This is a genomic window from Pseudomonas sp. P129, from assembly GCF_020312195.1.
GTDB lineage: Bacteria > Pseudomonadota > Gammaproteobacteria > Pseudomonadales > Pseudomonadaceae > Aquipseudomonas > Aquipseudomonas fragariae.
On the sequence record NZ_JAGPYS010000001.1, the window covers coordinates 549,594 to 568,671 of the forward strand.

Genomic DNA, 19,078 nt, shown 5'->3' on the forward strand with positions numbered 1-19,078 from the left:
CGTGAAACGAGTGCATGTGGCCGCCGCCGTCATTCGTGGTGCTGACGGCAGCGTATTGATTGCCCGACGTGCCGATACCCAGCATCAAGGTGGCCTCTGGGAGTTTCCCGGCGGTAAGGTCGAGGAGGGCGAGACCGTCCAGGCGGCGCTCACACGTGAACTGCAGGAAGAGCTGGGTATCCTGGTGACGGCTGCGCGTCCGCTGATCAAGGTCTGCCACGACTATCCGGACAAGCAGGTGCTCCTGGACGTCTGGGAAGTCTCGGCCTTCACTGGCCAGGCGCATGGCGCCGAAGGGCAGCCGCTGGTCTGGGCCACCCCGCGCGAGCTGGCCAATTATGACTTTCCAGCCGCCAATCAGCCGATCGTCGCGGCGGCACGTTTGCCTGGCGAGTATCTGATCACGCCTGACGGGCTGGACACTATCGAGCTGTTGCGCGGTATGCAGAAAGCCATCGCCGGTGGCATCAAGCTGGTCCAGTTGCGTGCGCCGGGTGGTTACGACCCGAAGTACCGCGACCTGGCCGTGGATGCGGCGGGCCTGTGTGCCGGCAAGGCGCAACTCATGCTCAAAGGGCCTCTGGAGTGGCTGGGCGACTTTCCGTCCGCTGGCTGGCACCTGACGGCGGAGCAACTGCGCAAGTACGCCAGTCGCGGCCGTCCGTTCCCGGAGAACCGCTGGCTGGCGGCGTCATGCCATAACGCCGAAGAGCTGGCTCTGGCCGAGCAGATGGGCGTGGATTTCGTCACCCTGTCGCCCGTTCAGCCAACCCTGACCCACCCTGATGCACAGCCGCTGGGCTGGCAGCAGGCAACGCAGCTGATCGCAGGCTTCAACAAGCCGGTCTTTCTGTTGGGCGGAGTGGGCCCTGCCGAGCGTCAACAGGCCTGGGAGAGCGGCGCACAGGGCGTGGCCGGGATTCGCGCGTTCTGGCCTGACGAGATCGTCTGACGCTCAGCAGAGGACACAGAGCGTCCAGAACGGCATGCCCACGCAGAGTAACTAGCGTTATACACAAGTCTGCTCTTGATTCTGGCCGCAGGCCGTGGGAGCGAGCTTGCTCGCGAAGAGGCCAGTAAAACCCCTGAAAATGGGGCGTCTGGACCGACGTCTTCGTGAGCCCGCCTCGCTCACTCCCACAAGACCTATACCTAACGCCAGGACGCTGGCGTGAGGATGTCTTCTGTGATGCTCCGTTTAATGGATATGCCGATCAAACCGGCTTGGGCGCGGGCTGCCAAAGGATCTCGGCAATGCCCTGTCTTCTGGCGATCAATCGGGCAGCGACGAACAGCAGGTCCGACAGCCTGTTGATGTACGCCAGCCCTGCACCTTCCAGCGGCTCGACGGCATTCAGATGCTGACAGCGACGTTCTGCACTGCGCGCCAGGCTACGGCAGATGTGCGCTTGGGCGATCAGCGATGAACCGCCTGGCAAAATGAAATTCTCCAGCGGGCCCAGTTCCTCATTCCAGACATCAATGGCGGCTTCCAGCCGCTCGACCTCGGCTTCGTTCAGCGCCTTGTAGGTCGGCATGGCCAGTTCCCCGCCCAGATCGAACAGTCGGTGCTGGCAGGGTGCGAGTACCTCGATCACTTCGTTGAGCGCCGGGACGCGCTGAGCTTCATCGATCAACCCCGCCAGCAACAGTCCCAGTTGGCTGTTGAGCGTGTCGACCTCACCGATGGCCTCGACGCGCGGATGATCCTTGGAGACCCGACGGCCATCGCCCAGACCGGTTTCACCGGCATCGCCGGTGCGCGTGTAAATCTTCGACAAACGAAAGCCCATTGATGCGATTCCTGATCAGGATTTTGAAATGACCTGCTGCTGAACGCTGACCGGGTTGGCCACCAGCGGTAGACGCAGCGTAAAGCAGGTGCCTGTGCCGAGAGAGGAATGTACCTCCATCTGGCCTTTGTGGTTGTTGGTGACAATGAAGTAGGACACCGACAGACCCAGCCCGGTGCCCTGGCCGATTTCCTTGGTGGTGAAAAACGGCTCGAACGTACGCTTGCGGATGCTCTCCGACATGCCGATGCCATTGTCCTCCACCTGAATCTCGGCCCACGGCGGATTGAGACGCGTGCGCAGGGTAATGCGCCCAGGCTCTTCGCTCTCCGGCCGCTGGTGGATGGCCTGCGCGGCGTTCTTCAGCAGGTTCAGCAGCACCTGCTCCAGCTCGTTGGCAATGCACGGCACCGGACCCAGTTCGGGGTCGAACTGACGGATGATGTGCTGACCCTTGAAGTCGAAGCCGATGGTCAGATCGAAGTCGTTACTGGCGATCTCCACGGCCTGATCGATCAAGGCCGGCAAGTCACAGGGCGATAACTGCCGACTGCTCAGGCGGCTGAAATTGAGCATGTGGCTGACAATTTTTGCGGCCCTGGCACCGGCCTGTTGAATACCGTCGAGCAGTTTCGGCACTTCGCGGCTTTCCAGGTAATGGTTGACCTGCGCCAGATCGATGCCGTCGGCCTCAGCCTGCTCGATGTTCTTCGGCAGTTCCGGGGACAGCCGCCGACGTATGTTCTGTACATTGTGCAGTATGGCGCCCAGCGGGTTGTTGATCTCATGCGCCATGCCTGCTGCCAGACCGCCGACAGACAGCATTTTTTCCGACTGCACCATCATTTCTTCCAGCGATATGCGCTGGGTGATGTCATCGATCCGGATCACCACGCCGCGCCCGGCATCGCCAGTCAACGGGTAGAACGTCAGAGCGTAGTGGCGGGGCTCGTCATTCTTGATCCAGGTCACGCGCTCGATCTTGGTCACGCTGTGACGCTCGACGGTGTGTTTGATCTGCGGCAGAAACGAGCGCATCGGCTCGAAGGCCAGGAAGATCGGCTGGTTCAGCGCTTCGTCCAGTGTGGTGCCGGACAATGCTGTGGCTTCCTGATTCCACTGGGTGACGTACAGCTGTTCATCCAGCGCAATCATCGCCGACGGCATCGAGTCGATGATGCTGTTGAGGTAATTCTGAAAGCCGGTGAGCTTCTTCTCAATCTTGCTGCGCACCTGGACTTCCAGCTCCAGCTTGCGGTTGGTGTGGCGGGTTTCCTCGGCCAGCCCCTGGGCCTGATCGTAGGCTTCCTGCGAGTCGTCGCGCGCGCGCTTGAGTTGCTGTTCACGCGCTTCGATACGCGACAGCATGGTGTTGAACGCCTCGGCCAGACTGCCGATTTCATCTTCGTTACCGGGTTCTGCGCGCAGTGCGTAGTTCTCTTCGCGGGTCACCTGCCGGGACAATTCTTCCAGTTGGTAAATGGGCTCGGTGATCAGTCGGCGAATCTGCCGCGCCACCACCAGCCACAGCAACACGCTGAACACCAGAATGCCCAGGCTGGCGGTCAGCGTGCCGGTGTAGAAGGCCGGTGGCAGCTCGCTGCTGGCCACCAGCAGCAGATGCCCTGGCGGCTCGTCACCTTTGGGGACGGTGATGACTTGCGTGCTGCGAAATTCGGTGAGGCGCCAGCTGTCCAGGTCTTTGAAGCGTCTGGGCAGCTCAAGGCTTTCGCCCTGATGCATCTGTTCAAGCCGCTCGCCGTTGTTGTCATACAGGGCTGCGGCACGCAACGGCCCATAGCTTCTCAGCTCCTTGAGCAGCGCGCGCGCCTCATCAGGCGAGTACAAGGCCCGCTCGTTGAGGTTGGCGCTGCTGATCAGCCTGCCGATGGTCTGCAGGGCCTGCGGAGCCATCGCCTCCTGAGAGATGTAATAGGCCGCGCTGATGAAGGTCAGGTTGGCGACCAGCAGTACGGTGGTCATCAGGACCAGCAGGGCGGCCAGCAGTTTCTGGCCGACGGGCAGGTTTTCCAGGCGTTGGCGCAAGGGCATTGGGCAAGTCGCAGTGACGGGTGATGCGAGCAGGGTAGCGCGGGCTAGTCGGTACGCAAACCCTTGCTTGCCAGATGAGCGGTCAGACGCGTCTGCAAATGCTGCAGGTGCGGTGCCGCGCAGCCATGACGTACTGCGGCTGCACACGCGTAACCCAGCAGGTAGCTGATTTCGGTGCGTCGCCCGTGAAGCACATCCTGATACATGGAAGAGTAGTTGGCGGCGGTCGCCTGGATGACCCGTAGCACTTCCGCATGCAGTTCCTGCGCAGCCGCTGGCTGGCCGCAGCGGCCCAGCAGGTCGCTCAGCTCGGCGCACAGCGTGGCGACCTCGCAGGCGTGCTCGAGCAGGCCACCATTACGGCAGTCGTGCAGGACCGTCAGCGGGTTGATCGCGCAGTTGAGGGCCAGCTTGCGCCACAGGCGGGTCAGGATGTCCGGCGTCCATTCGTGGGGAATGCCACTGTCGTGCAAATCCTGCACAAGCGCGGGGGCTGTCGGGTTGGATGCATCACCCAGCCAGTTGAAACCATGGCCAGCGAACCTGACGCGCCAGTCCGACTCCAGAAACGCGCCTTCGGTGCTGGACGTGAACAGGCAGCGCGCGTGGGGGATTTGCGCCGCCACAGCGTCCTGGCTGCCCAGGCCGTTCTGCAACAGGATGACGTCGGCCTGCGCCGTCAGTCGCGGAGCCAGCTGTGCGACAGCCTGCTCGGCCTCGTAGGCCTTGCAGGCCACCAGCAGCCGTTCGATGGGCTGTCGATGGTCGGCGGTCTGTGCTTCGACCGGGTACGCATGGGCAATATCGTTCTCGACCAGCGTCACGCAGCGGCCATTGGCTTGATAGGCGGCCAGCCGATCCGCGTTGCGAAGGATCAACCGCACCGGCAGATTCGCGCGAGCCAGTCGCGTCGCCCAGAGACTGCCCAGGCTGCCCGCACCGAGAACATGCCATGTCACCGCCATCACAGCGGCACGTTATAGCGCTGAAGCGGTCTGCAGAAGGTGAAAACAAGGATGTGCATGGAAGGCTCACAGTGAACGCCGGAAAAGTCTCGTTATAATGAGCGTTATTTCACACCGTCAAGTCATGCGTGCCCGAATTGTGCGCACGCCGTTTATCTGGAGAACATACATGCCCTCGTTCGACGTAGTGTCCGAATTGGATAAACACGAAGTCACGAATGCCGTCGACAACGCTATCAAAGAGCTGGACCGTCGCTATGACCTCAAAGGCAAAGGCACGTTCGAGTTCAAGGAACTGACTGTCACGCTGACCGCAGAAGCAGACTTCCAGCTGGAGGCCATGATCGAAATCCTCAAGCTGGCGCTGGTCAAACGCAAGATCGACGCGAAGTGCCTCGAGATCAAGGACGCCTACGCCTCCGGCAAATTGATGAAGCAGGAAGTCATCCTCCGTGAAGGCATCGACAAGGAGCTGGCGAAGAAAATCGTCGCCCATATCAAGGAAGCCAAACTCAAGGTCCAGGCCGCCATTCAGGGCGAGCAGGTGCGGGTGACCGGCAAGAAGCGCGACGACCTGCAAGAAGCCATCGCAGCGTTGCGTGCCTACGATTCGGGCATGCCGTTGCAATTCAACAACTTCCGCGACTGATCGTTGCATTGAAAGCCAGGGAACCCTGCGTTCCCCGGCCAGTCCGAATCGCCCTGAGCATTGAAATGACGGCAGGCCGCCGTGGTTTTGATCGCAGTTCGTGACGAGTAAGGAGATAACGATGGATTTAAACGCAGAAGTCGGTCATCTGTGGCAAGCGTCGCAGGCCTGGATTCCGATGATCATGGAGTACGGCAGCCGCTTGCTGCTGGCAGTCGTCACGCTGTGCGTAGGCTGGTGGCTGATCAACCGGCTGACCGGCAAACTGGGCGCCTTGCTGGCCTTGCGACACGCCGATCTGGCCTTGCAGGGCTTCGTCAGCAACCTGGCCAACATCATTCTGAAAATCCTGCTGGTGGTCAGCGTCGCGTCGATGATCGGCGTGGAAACCACCTCGTTCGTGGCGGCGATCGGTGCTGCCGGTCTGGCGATCGGCCTGGCCCTGCAAGGCAGCCTGGCGAACTTCGCCGGTGGCGTGCTGATTCTGTTGTTCCGCCCGTTCCGTATCGGTGACTGGATCGAAGCCCAGGGTGTGTCGGGAACCGTCGACAACATCCAGATCTTCCACACCGTGCTGCGCACCGGCGACAATCGTACCGTGATCATTCCCAACGGCAACCTGTCTAACGGCATCATCACCAACACCAACCGTCAGCCGACCCGCAAAATCACCTTCGACATCGGCGTAAGCCACGATGCCGATCTCAAGAAGGCCTTGCAGGTCCTGCTGGACATGGCCGACGACCCGCGCGTCCTCAAGGACCCGGCCCCCCAGGCTGTGGTGGCTGCACTGGGGGAGAACGCAATTACCTTGTCCCTGCGTGTGTGGACCAGCAGTGGCGACATGGGCGACGTGACGTCGATGTTCAACATTGAAGCGCGCGACCGCCTGAAGGACGCAGGCATCGAGATTCCACTGCCGCAACGGATTGTGCGGGTGGTTCAGGAATAGTGGTTTGTGCGGTAAGACAAAGCCCTGGCTCGTGAGAGTCGGGGCTTTTCTTTATTTACAGGCTCAGGATAAGGCTATTTCCATGGTTGATGATTGTCTGCCTTCAGCGATGCCCAGGCGCTTTACCGTCTGTTGATACGAACATGCCTTTCACCTCTCCTGCAAAAAAGTACGTTATTTACTGTAAATGTAACCGTCGTCGTCCTCATCTTCCTCGTCGATATCTTTGAGTTTTTCTTGGTGAGGTACGGGGTAAAGACCCAGTACAGCCGCTACTCCCGCAGATATGCCCATGAGGAATGGGGTGGGCTCGGGATAATGCGAAAGTTTCCGATCGGGATCCTCTGTGGGATTAACGCCGCTGCCAGCGGGGAGCTTCATTATCTTCATACCATCAGCGGTGAGAATGCAGCGAGGCGGCACTATTTTGCCTTCAAACATTTCCACTATTTCGGCGTTGGGTAAGGGGGTGAGCGGCTCACTGACCTGGGTGCCTGCGTCACTTTGCGTGAGCGTGAAGTTCTCGCCGTTCTTCTCGATACGAAACTTCGGTTTATTTTTAGGCTTCGCGGCGTAGTCGCCAATCAGTTCGTCACACGGGGATACGGAGTCCTGCGTACAGCCTCCCATTAAAATCAATGCCGCGACTAAATTTATCCCTACAAAGGCCCTACAAAAATGCGCATACATATTTTCTTCCTTGTTTACGATTGAGAGTGTTTAGTGACCGCTAAGGCGAACCAAAGATAAACGGATCTGCGCCGCGGTTCTGGCTGTTCTTCGCTTTACGGGCTTCATCGGGCGGACGGACCATTTGTACGGTCAGGCTGCCATCGGTGCCGGCGTAGACAACGGCGCTGACGCCGCCATCCTTGTAACTGGCGATGGTCGCCAGATTGATCTCGACCAGCGCACCACTGACCCCGGTATTACCCAGACGACGACCGATGTCGTAGCCCTCTTCGACATTACCCAGCTCAAGACCATGGCCGTCCTTGTTCAGGTCGTGCAGGGCGTTGTTCAGGGCAATTTCGGCTTCCGGGTTGTTGGTGCTGTCATAGAACACCCGCACGGGTTTCTGACCATCTGGCAAGGTATCCAGCGCCTGCACCCAGGCGGCTTGCAGCGCTTTGGCTTGCAAGGCCGGTTTCAGGCGCTTGCCGTTTTCATCCTGCATGGGCGCCTTGATCGGGCGGTGCAGATAGCCAAGCACCGGCGCAGCGTCGAACTCCTTGATCTGATGCTGACCCCAGCGGATCGGCAGCCAGGGGGAGGGTTCGAAATTGCCAGGGCCACGGTTGCTGATGGTTTTCCAGAGGTTGGGGAGTTGGGATTGCCAGTAGGCGGTCGATATCGTACCAGGGGCGAGTGGAGCTTTAACCCCTTTGGCCTTTTCTGCATCCTCATATATTTTTCTAAATTTTCGCGGCTGTTCCCAGTAGAAAGCCCACAGTTTGCCCAGGTCAGTATTTTTGTTTTGATTGTCTTCGGGTTCTTGAGTCGCGTAAGGGCGAATATACCTGTCCACCCGGTCCGAACGAGCGACCAGCAGTCCGGTCATACTTTCGAATATTGTTGGTACTACTTGGGCGTTTTGCAGTGCCGGTGTCCCAGGCTTTCGATAAACGTCACGAGTAATATCCCCATCTCTGCTTGCGATGAGGGCCTGTGGCACCTGTGAATTGTCGTCGAAAAAATTAAATAGTCGTTCGATCATGGCCTGTGCATGGGTAGTGCTTTCATCGTCCTGCCAGAGAAACAGCGCAACTCCCAGTGTTGCTCCATTTCGGCCAGAGTTGATCAAGCCTGCAGCTCTATAGGCTTTATCGAATAGATTCGGAGGCCCCAGTGCGAACACGGGTATTGGCCAATAGGCGATCGCGTCGCCAGCCGAATGCTGGAAAGCTGCACGAATTTTTATATCTCTGCTAATTTTGCGTGAGTCAAGCGAGGCATCATAGTCCTTGGCGTCATTGGAGTAGATGGAGGTGGAATTGTTGTTTTTCTTCTTTATAAAACTCCAAATTTCTGATTGGTTATCGTGAAAAATGGCAATTCCCGCTCCTCTTATTTCCAGCGAATATGTCCGTTGCTGAGTCGCCGTTTGCTCGCTCTTTTGAGCCAGCTCAGCGTTATCATGGGCGACGGCTTTACCCCACCAGTGGCCACTGTAGGTCAGCAGCACAGTCCCAAAAATAGCCGCAATACCCCAGCGTGTCATTGAATGTATGTTACGCAATTCCATATGGTTTTCCTGTGCTTCCATTGCATAGCCTGATCACAAATAAAACCCCTAAACCACTCGCACATTCATGGCATGGCTGGCCACGCCCTGGCAGCCGCACGCGAGTCGATGGCCGTGCAGGACCACCGGTATGCCGTTCAGTTTTCGGGTGGGGTGGCCTTCGATAAAGGCGAACTCACCCGCATGAAGCGGGCAGGTGGCTTTGTCGCCCAGCACGGCCGGAGGCTTACCGTTGAGGGTGTGGGTGCCTGCCAGTTGGCAGGATACCACTCGGCCACCGCTGCTGGTGGCGTCGCCCAGGCAGACGGGATAACTCACTCTGCAGGTGCCCCGCCGGTTGGCGAGCCGAAGGTGAACGGGTCTGCGCCACGGTTCTGGCTGTTCTTCGCTTTACGGGCTTCATCGGGCGGACGGACCATTTGTACGGTCAGGCTGCCATCGGTGCCGGCGTAGACCACTGCACTGACGCCGCCATCCTTGTAACTGGCGATGGTCGCCAGATTGATCTCGACCAGCGCACCACTAACCCCGGTATTGCCCAGACGACGACCGATGTCGTAACCCTCTTCGACATTGCCCAGCTCAAGACCGTGGCCGTCCTTGTTCAGGTCGTGCAGGGCGTTGTTCAGGGCGATTTCCGCTTCCGGGTTGTTGGTGCTGTCATAGAACACCCGCACAGGTTTCTGACCGTCGGGCAGCGTGCCCAGCGCCTGTACCCAGGCGGCTTGCAGGGCTTTGGCTTGCAATGCAGGTTTCAGGCGCTTGCCGTTTTCATCCTGCATGGGCGCCTTGATCGGGCGGTGCAGATAGCCGAGTACCGGCGCAGCATCGAACTCCTTGACCTGATGCTGACCCCAGCGGATCGGCAGCCAAGGGGAGGGTTCGAAATTGCCGGGACCACGGTTGCTGATGGTTTTCCAGAGGGTGGGGAGTTGAGCTTGCCAGTAGGCGGTGGACATGGTGCCTGGGCCTAATGGATCTTTAATTCCTTTGGTCTTCTGCGCATCCTCATAGACTTTTCTGAATTTACGCGGCTGCTCCCAGTAGAAAGCCCAAAGCTTGCCCAGATCGGTATCTTTGTTCTGGTTGTCTTCTGCGTCGTTAGTCGCATAAGGACGAACGTAGCGATCCACCCGGTCCGAGCGAGTAATCAGCAGGCCTGTCATGCTTTCGAAAACTGTCGGTACGACTTGCGCATTTTGGAGGCCGGGCGTGCCGCGTTTACGATAAATATCTCGCGTAACGTCCCCGTCCTCGCTTGCAATCAGTGCTTGCGGAACTTTCTGATTGTCTTCAAAAAACTGAAACAGCCGTTCTATCATGCTTTGTGCTTGGCTAGTGTTTTCATCGTTTTGCCAGAGAAGCTGGGTGACGCCTAGTGTTGCTTGATTCCGGCCAAAGTTGATCAGATCTGCGGCACGGTAGGGCTTCTCGTAAGGATTGGGAGGCCCCAGCGCAAAAGTGGGTATTGGCCAATAAGAGACAGACTCTCCAGCAGAGTGTTTGAATGCTGCACGGGTATTAATTTTTTGGGTATTCTCTCGGGAGAGCAAAGAGTCGGTATAGTCCTCAGGGTTCTGGGAGTATATTGAAATAAAGTTATTTCTCTTTTCTTGAACTTTTCGCCATATGGATGATTGGTGCCATCCACCTACAGCGATTCCCACCCCTCGAATTTCCAACGCAGATGTTCGTTTTTGTGTTGCCTGCTGCTCTGAGACTTGTGCTGCCACATTGGATTTATAAGCCGCCAGCTCAGTTTTTTCATGAGCAACAGCGTTTCCCCACCAATGCCCGCTGTATGCTAGTAAGACGGCACCTAAAATTCCTGCAATACCCCAGCGCGTTACGGAGTTTATGTCACGTAGTTCCATGTTGGTTTCCTGTGCTTTTAGGTATACAAGAAAGACAAATCCGAGCCACAGAACAAGCAAAATCCCTATGATCCATAGGTAAGCTTTTAGCTTCGGACGAAGTGATTTTTTCTTTAAAGGGGCACTCACTTGACACCCCTCGGTTGCTGGGTGCCTTGAAGCAAAGGCGGCGGTGTCAGCGTGACTAGATCGTCGGAAGGAAACTCTCCTTCTTCGTAATAAAGATGGCTTGCGCTAACCAATTCCTGCGATTCCTCGCTAATCCTTTCCCAGCCAGGTAATTCAGTCGTTTTAGCAAACTGCTTTTTATCCATCTTCCAATCTGCAATCGCCACCAGCACATCACGCATTACCGGATCGTCCAGACATTTTGCCTGACCAATCGCAATATCCATCGCCGTGACCCAGCGTTGGTTTTCCGGACTGCGCAACAGGCCCGAGTGATAGCTATTTTCGGCCAGCACATCTGTGCTTTTATCCATGAATTCACGTATTTCGTCCGGTGTTTCTTCTCGTAGTATGTCGTAACGATCCGTGGGTCTGGGCGCGCCGTCGCCTGTCACTCGTTGTTTACGCATGATGCGGGTTTGTTCACTTGGTGCTTTGCCCAGATTCCATTGGGCTAACTCACGCTCCAGATCTATCGATCCCGTGTGGCTGCGAACGTAACGCCAGTTGAACTTGGCTCTTGGATTGCCCACGGCAGAGGCTTTGTTGGCATCGTCCGGTCTGTCGAGACCCGATTTGGTCTCATCGCCCCTGAAGTTCTCCTCCTCTCCGCCAAACATAGCGGGGGCGTGGGGCGGGTACAGTTGTTCAGCGTTGATCAGTATCCTATGCCCTTCTTCTATAGGGCCTTTCGAGATGAGCCCTGTGAAAAAACCGCCACCTGGATAACGAGATTCGTTTTTGGCGCGTAACAGCTCATAACCTGGAGGCTTTCCAACCATGACCGGTGATCCGTCACGATAGCGTTTGGTCCACATGCGCTGAAAAAAGCGTACGGCCTTCAATTCAGCCATAGGGTTGCGAGTACTGTCTTTGCCATGGGTGTCCCACACCCCGTAAGTGCCGATGCCTCTCACGTCATCCAGTGCGACGGTGGTGTCGTCCGGGCAGAAATACAGGTACACCTTTCCGCGGTTATCGCGCTCGGGGAATACCGTCATGTTACGGTCACTGTCCAGGCGCGTACCTTGTGTAGGCGACCACTGAGGGCCGCTTCGTCCGCAGTAGGTTGCAGGGTTGCGCAAGTCCGACAGCGGCGGTTGGGTGTGGGGTGCCTGAGTTACCTGCGCGACGATGCGGGTCAGTGTGGATAGCGTGTCTTGATCTTTGGGAGTGACTTCCGGGAACAGGCAGTAGGGCGTGTCCACCATGATGATGGTGTCCGCGCAACGATGTCCGCCGTCCACCAGCAGCGCTTGCGCCAGCAGGGTAATCAACGTGCCCTGGCTATGCGCCATGATCGTGATGGTTTCGTCGGGAGACACCCTGCGTATCTCCTTGACCATCATCGCGAGCCGGTGAGCAGCCAGCACGTAATAACGTCGATGTGGGTTATCTCCCAGAAAATGGGTGTTGGGCAGCATCTTTCGGGCAATTTTAAGGCGCATGGTGAGTGGCAGGCCCTTGTCATACATTTCCAGCAGGTTATTGGTGGCATTGACAAAATAACCACCGGCCTTGCCAAAATGACGATCCAGGCGATTGCCCTGTATGTCCTGATACTGGTCGCGCAGTTTGGTGGGGTTGTTGTTCTTGTCCCGGCTGATTTCGCTGGGGTCGGCCCGATATCCCCAATAAAAGGGAATCAGCAGGCTACGGGTTTTCGGATCCTTGGTGTCGCGTTGATAAAGATAGGTGTCGGGGTCGTCCAGGATATCCATCTGATCGTCTTGCACATCTTCTGCCGGAAGCTTCTTTACCTTTGCGTACTCAGCCCCATACCGCCCCGGCACCAGATCCGGCCGATCCAGCCGCTCATTTACCCCCTGACACAAACCGGTCTCCACCGACTCATAAGAAGCCCCCGGATCATTCACACCGTGCAGAAAGATCACTACGCCTGGCAAATCGCCGGGCACTTCCATTTTGCAGGTGGTGTTGAGGTTGGGGATCAGGCGTGTGTTGCCTTGGGCAACGGCGTATTCATCGGCGCCGTTCATTGCGCACCTCCTTTCGGGGTGCCGCTGCGCAGTGCCGATACTTGCGCCTGATGCATCATTTCGCGTTCCACGCGCTCGGTCAGTCCGTCTGCGTTCGTCATTCCTTTCACCAGGCTGCCATCTTCCAGTTTGATTTCATACGAGTGATCCGCTGCTGCCCGCGGGCTTTGTTCGCTGTGGCCGGGGTAGTGGAAGGTGACCTGCTGGGCGGCGGGGTCGCGGCCGAATGAGGGGATCGCAGCGCTGTCGGTCTTGGGGCCGATCCAGTCGTGTTCGCTGGCGTGCACAGTGACTTTGCCTTGCGAGCCAATCTCGACGCCGCCGCCAATCTTGATGTAACTGCCGTCATCGGCGACCAGGCGGATGGTCGGCGCGGTGATGACCACTTCGCCTTCGACGGCCGAGACGTGCAGGTTTTTCTGGGCATTGAGGGCGATGTCGTCTTCCTGCGCTTGCACCAGCACTTTGCCGCGGTTGGCGATGGCGCTGATGCCAGCGTCCTGGGCGAAGGCCGACAGCCCTTTGCCCGCTTGCAGGTGCATGGCCGCGCCGCTGGTCAATTGCAGGTTGTCCTGCGCGGTGGTGTCGTGATTTTCACCCGCGTAGTGAACCTGTGAGCGTGGTGTGGCGCTGGCAATGCCGGCGGCGGCGGTCATGGCCAGTACCGGGTCGCCTAGGCCGTTATTGTCCGGCGCGGGCCATTGGTCGAGCGACTGGCGCAAGGCTTCCATACCTTTGACATCCACCGCCTGACTGCCACATGCGGCTGCGGTTTCGCCGAGGGATTTGAACAGCTCGCCGCACTCGGCCAGCAGTTTGAGCAGCTCTTCGCGATCCAGCTGTGAGCCTTTTGCGTCGGTACGCGCGTAGGTGGTCAGCAACATGCCTTGCGCGGCACGCAGGGCGATGGCGGCATCGGTGCGCAGTTCTGCGCCGTTGCCGCGTGGCTGGGCGGTGCCGTCAGTGCGCGGGTCGGTCAGTTTGCCCAGGTTGAGGGCGGTGGCCTGATGGGTCGTGCCCATGCGTGCGCGCAGCGAGCCTGGGGTGTCATCGAACAGCAGTTCGTTGAAGCCGCTGCCTTTGTGTTCCTGGGTGCGGATCCCCGACAGCGTGCGGTTGCCGGGCAGCCCCGAGGCCTTGCTGAAGCGTGGCGGCAGATTAATGTTGTTATAGAGCACCGACGTCACCAGAGGCCGGTCGATATCGCCTGCCAGAAACGTCACCAACACTTCCTGGCCGATGCGTGGCATGAACTGATGCCCGAAGCCGCTGCCGGCACTGGGCATCGCCACCCTTAACCAAGTGGTGCCTTGCGGCAGGCTGTCGCCGCGCTGCCAGTGGAACCTGACCTGTATCCGCGCCAGTTCATCAGTGAACACTTCCTCACCGTCCGGCCCGACCACGATGGCGCTCAGCGGGCCGTTAATGCTCGGGCGCGGGACTGTGATCGGATGACGGTAGGGAATCTTGTGGCGAATGCACACGAACTCGTTCGTGTAGCCCGCGCCTGCGTCCGACAGGTAATTGTTGCTGCCCTCATGCTTGACCGTTATCAGCAGAAAACTGCGATCTTCAGCAGAGCCGCGGTCATGATCAAAATGCTGGGTCAGCTCAAAAGTGTGGCCTGGGTACATGGCGCGGCAGTTACTGTTGCCGGTGAATGTCTTGCCCTGAACTTCAATGGCCTCCAGACGCTGACGTACCAGGCGTTCACCGTCTTTGAAGGTGCCATGGCTGTAGTGATCGAGCACGTCATACACTTCATACGAATCGACGTTGCCCTGCTCGTTGAGGCTCGGCATGCCAACCGGCAGCGAATTGCGCGGCTGCTTGTAATCAAATGTCTGAATGGACATGCGCCCCGACTGCAGGCGTCGATGGCTGCGCCATTCGGTAATCGAATCCGCTGTCTCGGTAACGGATGCGCTGTGATAACGAATGGTGGGCTGTTGCGGCAGGGGCGAGAGGTCACGCGAGTGATCAAGAATGATCAGCGTGTGCTTTTCCTGATTGTGATCGAAATAGAAGAACAACCCTTCGTGTTCCAGCAAGCGCAATACAAAGGTCAGATCGCTTTCACGGTACTGGGTGATGTAACTGTGTGTCTTGAGTGGCTGGCTGAGCTGAAACTCGAAATCGGGCAACGCGCCATAGGCCGCAAATACCGTTCGGATAACGGCTTCGATGGTCTGTTCCTGAAATATGCGCGAGTCGACGCGTCGCGAGAGCATCCACAGCCAGGGGCTCAGTGTTGCGCTGTAACGTGCCAGACCGCCGTCGCTGCCTTCCAGGCTGAAGGCACTGATATAGCCATTGATGTAACGCGATTCGCCTGTGGCCAGCTCTATTGCCAGTTGTGCAGGCTGGCCGATCTGCGATTTGAGCTCCAGGCCGGCATCGCGGCTGATCATCGACAACTCGAAGCTGAACAGTTCGGACAGGCTTTCAGTACCGGAAAAGCTTTCCAGCAGCAGTTCCTGTTCGTCACGGGCAACGGTCGTCAGCTTGATCAGGCGACGGTTTTGTGGCGCAAACAGCGCCGTTAGATCCTTTAACATTGTTGCTCCGTTATATAACGCCAGCCGCTCGTTCCGGTCGAGAGTGCTGATATAGAGAGGCGCGTGAGTCTATAGACTTCTTTCCGGGGGCACACATTTAAATTGCAAGGGTCCGTCACCGAGCGACATTACTCCTGATGGCGCGGTGAGTAAGTGAGGAATGGCTAACGATGTCGTCGGCCAATTCATAAGAAGCTGTAGTGCGTTTCTTACGGCGTAATGAGAGGCGCCAGGATGCAAGACTGTAAGGGGAGGGCGTGCTATATGAAAAAAGCCCTGGCGTTTGAGCGTCAGGGCTTTTTTAGTCGACGATTACTGCAGGCTTATATTGGCCAGCGTAACGATAATGCCGATTGCCGCGACGACGGCGGCGACTGCGTTGATCGAGAACACCGTACGTATGGTTGTGGAGAGTCTCCACGGTTTTACGGCGAACGCATAAACCAGCAGGAAGATGATGGCGAAGATCTCCACCTGTGCGAGCAGAACCACCGCGCCACCGAACGCCATCGGCCCGGAAGGGGTCGCGGGATCCTGTGACAGGTAGGAGCTCAGCAGGGTGCCGATGATCGGCAGCCAGATCCCCAGGCTGATAAGGATCAGGGGAACGGGGTTGAAAGCGCGTGCTTTGTTTTCGGTGTCCAATGTTGTTCCTTGATGGGGTAGCCAGGGCTCAGGGCTTGTCGATAACGGAAGCCTCTTGAGGCGGCTCGGTCTTCGCCGTGCGTATCTCTCGGTTCCATTGCAGGATGATCATCACCAGCGTCGGAATGCCCAACAGCGCGGTGATCAGGAAGAAGTTGTGGTAGCCGTACTTTTCCACCACCACACCGGAATAGCCGCCCAGCAGGCGCGGTAGCAGCAGCATGATGGAGCTGAGCAAGGCGTATTGCGTGGCAGAGAATTTCAGGTTGGTGAGGCTCGACAGGTAGGCGACGAACGCCGAGGTCGCCAGCCCGGAACTGAGGTTGTCCAGCGAGATGGTGACGATCAGCATCTTCACGTTCGGGCCCATGTCCGCCAGCAACAGGAACAGGATATTGGTCGAAGCCGAGGCCAGTCCGCCGATGAACAGGATCGGCATGATGCCGAAGCGCACGATCAGCAGTCCGCCGATACCGGCCCCCAGCAAGGTCATGATCAGGCCGAAGATTTTGCTGACGCTGGCGATCTGGTCCTTGGTAAAGCCCTGATCGATGTAGAACACGTTGGCCATGACGCCCATCACCGTGTCGGACATCCGGTAGGTCGCGATCAGGCCCAGCAACAGCAGCGCCTGCCAGCGGTAGCGCATGATGAAATCGTTGATCGGAGTGAGAACCGGTGCCAGTCCGCGGCGACCCATCGAGGACAGGCAGGCGATGGTCAGGAGCGTGTAGAGAATCGCGCGTAAAAACGCCCGGTCTTCCAGCAACAGGTCCATCCAGCTGGTGCCGTTGAACAGCACGCTGGCGAAGTCGGTATTGTAAAGTTGGGTAAACATCGCCGGTACGGAGACCAGCAGCACAATCAGCACGAACACCGAGGCCAACTGGTGCGTAAAGCCATAGCGCGCTGCCGACAGCTGGGTGCGCAGCGGCACCGGCGGCTCGCGCATGATCAGTGTGGTGACCAGCGCGGGCAGCATCAGCAGTCCGAACAGCACATAGGTGCCGGTCCACGCTGAATGCTTGTAGGCAAAGCCTGTAGAGCCGAAGCCCTCGGCGAAATACAGTGCACCCGCAGTCGCCAGCAGTGCAGCCACCCGGTAACCGGACATGTAGCTGGCGGCCAGGGCAGCCTGTTGGGTGTCCTGGGCAATTTCCAGGCGATAGGCATCAATGGCGATGTCTTGCGTGGCGGACGAGAAGGCGACCACCACGGCAATCGCGATCAGCCACGAGAGATGCTTTTGCGGGTCGCAGAAGCCCATGCCGATCAGGCCCAGAATCACCAGGCTCTGTGCAAGCACCAACCAGGAGCGACGACGTCCCAGCTTGCCGAGCAGGGGCAGACGCCATTGGTCGAGCAATGGCGACCAGACCCATTTAAAGGCGTAGGCAAGGCCGATCAGGCTCGCATAGCCGATGGTCTCGCGAGCAACACCGGCTTCGCGCAACCACACGGATAATGTCGAAAAGACCAGCATATAAGGCATGCCCGCAGCGAATCCGAGCAGCAGTAACACTAATGTCGACGGGCTGGCATATGCGGCGAGCGCGGCGCGCCAGGTTTTACGGGGCATGGGCTGGAATCTGCCTCAGGTTACGAAAACAAAGGGCGCACTCTAACCGCTGTGCTATAGGGGACGCCAGCCATGGCGCTGCATATCAACCCGATTATTCACAATGGTAACGCCCTCGGCGCGTAAACGTGCCCGTTGTTCGTCGCCGGAAACGCTGCCAGGCGGCAGACTGAGCCGACCGCCAGCCCCCAGAACCCGGTGCCAGGGCAGGGAAGAACCGTCCGGCAACTGGCTCAAGGTACGCCCCACCCAGCGTGCCGCTCGGCCCAGGCCTGCTAGTTCGGCAAGTTGCCCGTAGGCGACCACTTTGCCTTCGGGTATCTGCGCCATCGTCAGGTAAAGGGCGGTGCGTCGCGCCTCGTTTGGCGATTGTCCCGCTGGGTAAGGTAATGTTAAGTCCGGATCTGTCACGCGATAATCCTGTATAAAACGCTATTGATTGTCGTTCGCTGAACTTTCGATGGTCCGGGCTGTCTGTTACCACCGTGCTTGGTGGTACATGGATCGCCCCGACACCTCCCCGCAGGAAAATGCCCGATTCCCGCCTTACAGAGCCTAGTTATCGCTTATGTTGTCCAGAACCCTGTTGTGCCTTGCAATCACCGCTGTTTCCACTCCATTGCTTGCCGATACCGTCTGGTTGAAGAATGGCGACCGCCTGACCGGCACAATCAAGGTGTTCGACGGCGGCAAGTTGCTGCTGCAGACCGAATACGGTGGCGCCATCGCGCTGGACTGGAAACAGGTCAAGACCCTGAAAAGCGATCAGCCGTTGCTGGTCAAGCAGGATGAGCATGGCGGTGAGGTCTCCAATTCGCTGCAGGCTGCGGATGACGGCAAGGTCGTGCTGGCCAATGGCGATGCACCCAAGACCGTCGATCTGGCAAGTATCCATCAGATCATCAAGCCCAAGCCGGTTATCACGGATCTTGTCTGGAAAGGCAACATCGACGCGGCGCTGGATTTCCAACAGGCCGAAAACGATACCAATGATTACAACGTCGCCTTCAAGACCTCGGCTCGTCATGGCGACTGGCGTCACAACGCCAAGGGCGATTACAACCGCGAGACCACCGACGACGTGGTCGGCACTGACAACTGGAGCGCCGAGTACTCGCTGGACCGCTTCCTGACCGAGAAATTCTTCTGGGACGGTCGCATCAGCTACAAACGCGACAAGGTCGAGGATCTGTCTCGTCAGCGCGTAGTCGGTACCGGTCCGGGTTACCAGCTGTGGGATGACGAACTGGGTGCATTCAAGGTCGGTGCGCTGCTTAACCGTACCGATTTCGAGTTCTCCAACGACGAGAAGGAAAACTTCTATTCCGTTGCCGGCACCTGGGATTACAACCGCTACCTGATCGGCAAGAAGGTCGAATTCTTCACCAACGGCGAGCTGGGCAAGCCGCTGAGCTCCGTCGCCGACTACTCGCTGGATGTCGAAGCGGGGCTGCGCTACAAGGTGACCGACTGGGCGTCGCTTAACCTGAAAGCCGAGAAGAACGTCATCAGTGGTTCGAGCAATGGCGATGTCGACAAGACACGCTACACCGCTGGCTTCGGCGTAAGCTGGTAAGCGAAGAGCAGGCGACGCACAC

General features: G+C 58.2%; 16 protein-coding genes. 4 read left to right on the top strand and 12 right to left on the bottom strand.

The genetic code is table 11. The features are described 5' to 3' along the window. Position 1 precedes the first annotated feature (1 nt). Positions 2–952, top strand: coding sequence for a Nudix family hydrolase (locus KBY02_RS02490; protein ID WP_032654356.1), 951 nt, complete (start codon positions 2–4; stop codon positions 950–952). A gap of 262 nt (positions 953–1,214) precedes the next feature. On the opposite strand, the gene KBY02_RS02495 is transcribed toward KBY02_RS02490, so the two are convergent. The 3 genes from KBY02_RS02495 to KBY02_RS02505 are packed head-to-tail and all read right to left on the bottom strand — an operon-like array spanning position 1,215 to position 4,810. Further along, positions 1,215–1,793, bottom strand: coding sequence for a cob(I)yrinic acid a,c-diamide adenosyltransferase (locus tag KBY02_RS02495; protein WP_003418771.1), 579 nt, complete (start codon positions 1,791–1,793; stop codon positions 1,215–1,217). A 15-nt stretch (positions 1,794–1,808) separates the two neighbouring features. Continuing rightward, complete coding sequence (locus KBY02_RS02500; RefSeq protein ID WP_024651842.1) at positions 1,809–3,845, bottom strand: sensor histidine kinase; 2,037 nt, start codon at positions 3,843–3,845, stop codon at positions 1,809–1,811. Positions 3,846–3,889: 44 nt separating this feature from the next. Further along, positions 3,890–4,810 (bottom strand): putative 2-dehydropantoate 2-reductase, encoded by a 921-nt coding sequence (locus KBY02_RS02505; protein WP_225649743.1) that lies wholly within the window; start codon positions 4,808–4,810, stop codon positions 3,890–3,892. Positions 4,811–4,979: 169 nt separating this feature from the next. On the opposite strand from KBY02_RS02505, the gene KBY02_RS02510 reads away from it, so the two are divergent. Both KBY02_RS02510 and KBY02_RS02515 read left to right on the top strand, forming a co-directional pair. Next, entirely contained in the window at positions 4,980–5,459 is a 480-nt protein-coding gene (locus KBY02_RS02510) for a YajQ family cyclic di-GMP-binding protein (RefSeq protein WP_003304827.1), read from the top strand. 121 nt (positions 5,460–5,580) lie between these two features. Further along, positions 5,581–6,411, top strand: coding sequence for a mechanosensitive ion channel family protein (locus tag KBY02_RS02515; RefSeq protein WP_024638343.1), 831 nt, complete (start codon positions 5,581–5,583; stop codon positions 6,409–6,411). 174 nt (positions 6,412–6,585) lie between these two features. Here KBY02_RS02515 and KBY02_RS02520 read toward each other — a convergent pair whose 3' ends face one another. From KBY02_RS02520 to KBY02_RS02560, 9 genes are all read right to left on the bottom strand, one after another. Continuing rightward, positions 6,586–7,101 (bottom strand): hypothetical protein, encoded by a 516-nt coding sequence (locus tag KBY02_RS02520; protein WP_024659927.1) that lies wholly within the window; start codon positions 7,099–7,101, stop codon positions 6,586–6,588. Between the two features lie 40 nt (positions 7,102–7,141). Continuing rightward, positions 7,142–8,656: a DUF2875 family protein gene (locus KBY02_RS02525; RefSeq protein ID WP_080277943.1), complete on the bottom strand. Its 1,515-nt coding sequence runs from the start codon at positions 8,654–8,656 to the stop codon at positions 7,142–7,144. A gap of 48 nt (positions 8,657–8,704) precedes the next feature. Then, complete coding sequence (locus tag KBY02_RS02530; RefSeq protein WP_003424462.1) at positions 8,705–8,974, bottom strand: PAAR domain-containing protein; 270 nt, start codon at positions 8,972–8,974, stop codon at positions 8,705–8,707. Next, entirely contained in the window at positions 8,971–10,659 is a 1,689-nt protein-coding gene (locus tag KBY02_RS02535) for a DUF2875 family protein (protein ID WP_181015038.1), read from the bottom strand. Before KBY02_RS02535 ends, KBY02_RS02530 begins: the two co-directional genes overlap by 4 nt. After that, positions 10,656–12,698 carry a DUF3274 domain-containing protein gene (locus KBY02_RS02540; RefSeq protein ID WP_011268834.1) on the bottom strand — a complete coding sequence of 681 codons (2,043 nt, stop codon included), beginning with the start codon at positions 12,696–12,698 and terminating at the stop codon, positions 10,656–10,658. The genes KBY02_RS02535 and KBY02_RS02540 overlap by 4 nt, the downstream gene beginning before the upstream one ends. Continuing rightward, a complete protein-coding gene (locus tag KBY02_RS02545; RefSeq protein ID WP_225649744.1) occupies positions 12,695–15,256 on the bottom strand; it encodes a type VI secretion system Vgr family protein in 2,562 nt (853 codons plus the stop codon). Before KBY02_RS02545 ends, KBY02_RS02540 begins: the two co-directional genes overlap by 4 nt. Before the next feature lie 312 nt (positions 15,257–15,568). Then, positions 15,569–15,901 (bottom strand): hypothetical protein, encoded by a 333-nt coding sequence (locus tag KBY02_RS02550; protein WP_024665049.1) that lies wholly within the window; start codon positions 15,899–15,901, stop codon positions 15,569–15,571. 28 nt (positions 15,902–15,929) lie between these two features. Further along, positions 15,930–17,480 (bottom strand): AmpG family muropeptide MFS transporter, encoded by a 1,551-nt coding sequence (locus KBY02_RS02555; protein ID WP_011268831.1) that lies wholly within the window; start codon positions 17,478–17,480, stop codon positions 15,930–15,932. A 54-nt stretch (positions 17,481–17,534) separates the two neighbouring features. Further along, on the bottom strand, positions 17,535–17,891 hold the full coding sequence (locus KBY02_RS02560; RefSeq protein ID WP_011268830.1) for an MGMT family protein: 357 nt from the start codon (positions 17,889–17,891) through the stop codon (positions 17,535–17,537). 157 nt (positions 17,892–18,048) lie between these two features. Between KBY02_RS02560 and KBY02_RS02565 the strand changes: the two genes are divergently transcribed. After that, positions 18,049–19,056, top strand: a complete 1,008-nt coding sequence (locus KBY02_RS02565) for a DUF481 domain-containing protein (RefSeq protein WP_003405967.1) — start codon at positions 18,049–18,051, stop codon at positions 19,054–19,056. The last annotated feature ends 22 nt before the right edge of the window (positions 19,057–19,078 follow it).

Bases quoted from the DNA above. Each gene is read 5' to 3' on its own strand.
- KBY02_RS02495 (WP_003418771.1), bottom strand. From the start codon at position 1,793: ATGGGCTTTCGTTTGTCGAAGATTTACACGCGCACCGGCGATGCCGGT.
- KBY02_RS02500 (WP_024651842.1), bottom strand. From the start codon at position 3,845: ATGCCCTTGCGCCAACGCCTGGAAAACCTGCCCGTCGGCCAGAAACTG.
- KBY02_RS02505 (WP_225649743.1), bottom strand. From the start codon at position 4,810: ATGGCGGTGACATGGCATGTTCTCGGTGCGGGCAGCCTGGGCAGTCTC.
- KBY02_RS02510 (WP_003304827.1), top strand. From the start codon at position 4,980: ATGCCCTCGTTCGACGTAGTGTCCGAATTGGATAAACACGAAGTCACG.
- KBY02_RS02515 (WP_024638343.1), top strand. From the start codon at position 5,581: ATGGATTTAAACGCAGAAGTCGGTCATCTGTGGCAAGCGTCGCAGGCC.
- KBY02_RS02520 (WP_024659927.1), bottom strand. From the start codon at position 7,101: ATGTATGCGCATTTTTGTAGGGCCTTTGTAGGGATAAATTTAGTCGCG.
- KBY02_RS02525 (WP_080277943.1), bottom strand. From the start codon at position 8,656: ATGGAATTGCGTAACATACATTCAATGACACGCTGGGGTATTGCGGCT.
- KBY02_RS02540 (WP_011268834.1), bottom strand. From the start codon at position 12,698: ATGAACGGCGCCGATGAATACGCCGTTGCCCAAGGCAACACACGCCTG.
- KBY02_RS02545 (WP_225649744.1), bottom strand. From the start codon at position 15,256: ATGTTAAAGGATCTAACGGCGCTGTTTGCGCCACAAAACCGTCGCCTG.
- KBY02_RS02555 (WP_011268831.1), bottom strand. From the start codon at position 17,480: ATGCCCCGTAAAACCTGGCGCGCCGCGCTCGCCGCATATGCCAGCCCG.
- KBY02_RS02565 (WP_003405967.1), top strand. From the start codon at position 18,049: ATGTTGTCCAGAACCCTGTTGTGCCTTGCAATCACCGCTGTTTCCACT.